This window comes from Streptomyces sp. NPDC005899 (genome assembly GCF_040629645.1).
GTDB lineage: Bacteria > Actinomycetota > Actinomycetes > Streptomycetales > Streptomycetaceae > Streptomyces.
Map to the genome: position 1 here is coordinate 1 of NZ_JBEXWB010000403.1, position 5174 is coordinate 5174.

General features: G+C 72.7%; 2 protein-coding genes. One reads left to right on the forward strand and one right to left on the reverse strand.

All coding sequences use genetic code 11. From position 1 onward, the window contains the following. Positions 1-41: 41 nt before the first annotated feature. Positions 42-4091 (reverse strand): type VII secretion protein EccCa, encoded by a 4050-nt coding sequence (gene eccCa, locus ABZ371_RS28600; protein ID WP_358684888.1) that lies wholly within the window; start codon positions 4089-4091, stop codon positions 42-44. Between the two features lie 408 nt (positions 4092-4499). Between eccCa and eccD the strand changes: the two genes are divergently transcribed. Continuing rightward, a partial coding sequence (gene eccD, locus ABZ371_RS28605; RefSeq protein ID WP_358684890.1) for a type VII secretion integral membrane protein EccD occupies positions 4500-5174 on the forward strand: 675 nt, incomplete at its 3' end.

Here is a 5174-nt window from a genome sequence, read left to right on the forward strand (position 1 = left end):
CCCCGGGCCGGTCCCGGGGAGGGCGCCGTCGTCGCGCTCGCTCAGTCCTGCCCCCCGGGCTCCTCCACGAGTGCCGTCTGCATCAGCCGCGGCCGCCGGCGGGCAATGTGCAGGGCCCGTCCCGGCGGAAGGTTGAGGGGCTTCGCGTTGCCGAAGAGCCGCCCTTCCGTGGGCGGGCACGAGAGCAGCACGGCGGGGTTGTTGGCCTCGTCGAGGCGGCGGACGAGCGCGTCACCGAGGCCGCGGCCGGCGCCCATGGCACTGCGGGCGACGACCAGGTGCAGGCCCATCTCGAAACCGAGGGTGAGATGGTCGAAGAGCGGTTCGAAGGGGCTCTGGAAGGAGTTGCCGGAGACCATGTCGTAGTCGTCGACCAGGATGAACAGACGCGGGCCGGTCCACCAGTCGCACCGGCGCATTCTCGCGGGGGCGATGTCGGCGCCCGGGACGCGGTTCTTCATCGCGCGGGCCGCGCCCTCGAGCGTCTCCTTGAGGTTGTCCAGCGAGATCACGTGCCCGATGCGGTACTCGTCGGGTATGGCGCCCACCAGGGTGCGGCGGTAGTCCACCGCGATGATCTTCGCTTCCTCCGGGGTGTACCGGGCCGTGATGCCCCGCGTGATGCCGCGCAGCAGGTTGGTCTTGCCGCTCTCGGTGTCCCCGACCACGATCAGGTGCGGGGTGCGGCTGAAGTCGTGCCAGACCGGTTCCAGGGCGTCCTGGTCGATGCCGAGCGCGATACGCATGCCGCCGCCCTCGGTGGGCTCGGGTGCGGGCAGTTCGGCGAGCGGCAGCCGGTGCGGCAGCATCCGCACCTGTGGCGCGGGCGGACCCGGCCAGTGCCGGGAGACCTCCGTGACCAGGTGGGCGACGCCGTCACCGAGATCGTCGAGCGAGCCGCTGCCGTCCAGCCGGGGCAGGCCCGCCAGGAAGTGCATCTTGCTGTCCGCGGTGATCCCGCGCCCGCCGCTGCGCGGCACCGACCGGGCCTTGCGGGTGTCGATCTCGGAGTCCATCGGGTCACCCATCCGCAGTTCGAGGCGGGTGGCCGCCTGGTCACGGACCTGGGCCGACAGTTCCACCCAGCGGGTCGTCGTCACGATCAGGTGGATGCCGTAGTTGAGACCGCGTGCGGCGAGTTCGTTGAACTTCGGGATCAGGTCGTCGTAGTCCTGGCGCACCGTGGACCAGCCGTCCACCACCATGAACACATCGCCGAAGGGCTCCTCGGGGAACTCCCCGGCGGCCCGGCGGCGGCGGTAGGACTGCATGGAGTCGAGGGTGTGGTCGACGAAGAACTGTTCTCGGCGGGCCAGCAGCGACATCACCTCGGCGACGGCGCGGTGGACCCGCTCCGGATTGAGCCGTGCCGCCACGCCGCCGACGTGCGGAAGCCCGGCGAGCTGCGAGAGCCCGCCGCCGCCGAAGTCCAGGCAGTAGAACTGGATCTCGGCCGGCGTGTGGGTCAGGGCGAGGGCGGTGATCAGCGTGCGGGCGAGTGTCGACTTGCCGCTCTGCGAGCCACCCGCCACGGCGACGTGGCCGCCCGCCCCGGAGAGGTCCACGACCAGCGGGTCGCGGCGCTGCTCGAAGGGCTTGTCCACGAGGCCGACCGGCACCCGCAGCCTGCCGGTGCCGGACCAGCCGGTGGCGGTGAGGCCGCGCTCGGGGTCGGGTGCGAGGCCGGGGAGCAGGAAGTCCAGCGGGGACGGTTCGTCCAGCGGGGGCAGCCACACCCGGTGGGCGGCGGGGCCGGAGTCGCGCAGCCGCTCCAGGGCCACGTCGAGCAGGGCCTCCTCGTCACCCTCCTCCTCCGTGTCCGGCTCGGGTTCGGTGGCCGGGTCCAGGGTGCGCGGCACCACCCAGCCGCTGGTCCACGGCACCACCTGGCTGGCCACCCTGGCCCGGACCACCGCGCCGGTGCGGCGCCGGTAGGTACCGGAGGAGTAGGCGGCGCGGAACCGGGTCAGGGACTCCACGCCGGACTTCAGGTAGCCGCTCCCGGGCTGGGCCGGCAGCTCGTACGCGTCCGGGACGCCGAGCACACCCCGGCTCTCCATGGCGGAGAAGGTGCGCAGGCCGATCCGGTAGGACAGGTGGCTCTCCAGCTGGTGCATCCGGCCCTCGTCCAGGCGCTGCGACGCGAGCAGCAGGTGCACCCCGAGGGACCGGCCCAGGCGGCCGATCATCACGAACAGGTCCATGAACTCACGGTGGGCCGAGAGCAGTTCGCTGAACTCGTCGACCACCACGAAGAGGCTGGGAAGCGGGGTGAGCGCCGCGCCGCCGGCGCGGGCCCGTTCGTATTCCAGGGCGGAGGTGTAGTTGCCGGCGGAGCGCAACAGCTCCTGACGGCGTATCAGTTCTCCGTGCAGTGCGTCCTGCATGCGCTCGACCAGGGCGACCTCGTCGGCGAGGTTGGTGATGACGGCGGAGGTGTGCGGGAGCTCCTCGAGGCCGAGGAAGGTGGCACCGCCCTTGAAGTCGACCAGGATGAAGTTGAGCGTCTCCGAGGAGTTGGTCAGGGCGAGGCCGAGGACGAGGGTGCGCAGGAGCTCGCTCTTCCCGGAACCGGTGGCACCGATCAGCATGCCGTGCGGGCCCATCCCGCCCTGCGCCGACTCCTTGATGTCGAGGTCCACGGGGCGTCCGTCGACGCCGACGGCGATCGGCACCCGCAGCCGGGTGGAGCCGCTGTGCCGGTCGAAGAGGGCGCGGGGCTCGTGGCGGTGCAGGTCGGGGATCCCGAGGAGCGTGGTGAGCTCCACGTCGGTGTCCATCGGCTGGGCGATGTCGGTGGCCAGGCTCATCCGCCGGGGGGTGAGCAGCCGGGCCAGCGACTCCGCGCCGAGGGGGCCGAGCCGGTCCGGCCTGCCGAGCGGCACGGAACGCTCTTTGCGGCTGCGGTCGGTGCGCACCAGACTCACCTGCCCGGGCCCGACGGTCAGCCGGAGCGTGTTGCGGCCGGGGCGCCACCGCAGCGCACCGGAGATGTCGAGTGCCAGGGCGTTGCGGTAACCGTGGCCCTCCCAGCGGTGGCCCTCGGGTACGGTGACACCGTCCAGGACGACGACCGTGTAGGGCTCGTCCCGGCCGGGGCGGGCGTCGGGGTCGAAGCCGGGGCGCTCGGTGAACTCGGCGCCGAGCAGATCATCGAGCTCGGTGAGGTCGGCGGTGATCCGGCGGGCCTGACCCGCGCCGTCCTCCTCGTGCGGGTCGAGCGCGTGCGGCAGCCACTTGACCCATTCCCAGTCCGGCCGGCGCTCGTCACTCACGCAGAGGGCGATCCACAGCTCCTCGGGGGCGTGGAACACCGCGAGCTGGCCGAGGACGGCGCGCACCAGGTCGCGTACCGCCTCCGCGCCAGGACCCTCGCCCGTGCCCCCGGGCGGCGGAGTGCCCGGCTCGGCGGGCTGCTCGCCGTTCCCCTCGGGGCGCAGCAGGATCCGGGCTGAGGAGCGCAGGTAGAGGCCGAGAGGCTGTTCGGGGATCGTGGAGTAGGCGCGGACGAACCGCCGCAGGGCGTGTGCGCAGAGGGGCTCGAGGTCCTCCACCGGGCGGGTGGAGACGGGGGTCAGGGTGAGCGCGAGCTGCTGCTCGCCGACCGCGAGCCGGACCTCCCCGAAGTCCTCGTCGGCCGGGCGGCGCTCCCACAGCCGTGAGGTGCGGGCCAGCGAGCGGAGCGAGGCGGGTTCGGGGTGCCGCCAGGCGAGTGCCCGCTGCTGCTCCGCGATGGTGGTGCGGACCCGCTTGCGGATCTGCGCCAGGTAGCGGAGGTAGTCGCGGCGCTCACCCCGCAGGCGCTGCTTGCGCTCGCTGGAGCGGCGCATCAACTGCCCCAGCAGCATGGCCCCGGCCGAGAGCGCCATGACACCCATCGCCAGGTACATGAAGACGCCGTTCCCGCCGCCGGGGCGCAGGAACATCAGCATCATCGACACCGACATCAGGGCCATCGGCAGGTAGGTCCAGATGGCCGAGGTGTCGGGCACCGTCTCGGAGAGGACCGGCGGCTCCTGGAGGGTCAACTGGCCCTCGGGCATCTCCGGCCCGCGCCTGCGGGCGGGGCGGCGAAACAGCACGACACTCAAGGGAACAGAACCTCCGGTTCACTGACTTTCCGGCCCGCACCGGAATTCCGGCGCATCCGGTGGTGGAAAAGGCCGCACCGCACTGATTCGCCGGCCCCGCACAACGCACGATGAACGCCGGACGAAGGTTTCGGGCGGATGGCGGGAGCGGTCAACTTCCGTGCGGGCCAACCACATACCGGATAAATGGCACCCGGTCCGCAGCACGACCCGGTGGTCGTAGGCAGTAGTGTGCATTCACGGAACGCGACCTGTCCACGCGGGAGTGGCCGCCACCGCCCCGGCGGAAGCAATTCCCGCTCCCGGCCCCCCGGTTCGCCGCCGGACGGACCTTCCGTACTGTTCGCACATCCCCTCTCGCGGGGAAGTCCTCCTGTCAAAGCCTTCCGGAAGACGAGAGTTCAGCTGATGACCGACAGCGCGGTGGCCGATTCGTGCCGCCTGACCGTACGTGCACCGAGCGTCAGTGTCGATCTGGCGGTGCCCGCCGACGTGCCGGTCGCCGATCTGCTTCCCACACTGCTGCGTTACGTCGGCGAGGAGGCCGAGGAGGCCGGACTCGACCACGCCGGGTGGGTGCTGCAGCGCCTGGGTGACGCCCCGCTCGACGAGGAGACCACCCTGGCCCGCGCCGGGCTGGCGGACGGAGCCGTGCTCTACCTGCGCCCGCACACCGAGGCCCTGCCCGAGGCGCGGCTCGACGACCTGGTGGACGGCATAGCCGAGACCGTGGGCAGGCGGCTGCACACCTGGCACCCGGGAGCCGCCCGCGCCCTGCTGGCGGGCACCGCCGTGGCGACCGTGGTCGCCGCCCTGGTGCTGGTGTTCACCCCGGGGGTGACGACCGCCTCCGGCGCCTCCCGGGCCGCCTGCGCCGGCGTGGTCGGCATGCTCCTCCTCGCGGGCGCCGGCTCCGCGAGCCGGGCTGTCGGCGACCGCCTGACCGCGACCGCCCTCGGCCTGCTGGTCGCCCCGTGCCTGGCGCTGGTCGGCTGGGTGCTGCCCGGCGGCGACCTCGGTGGCCCCGACGCCGGGCAGGTCGCGGGAGCCCGCCTGCTGGCGGCGGGCGCCGCGGGCGCGGGC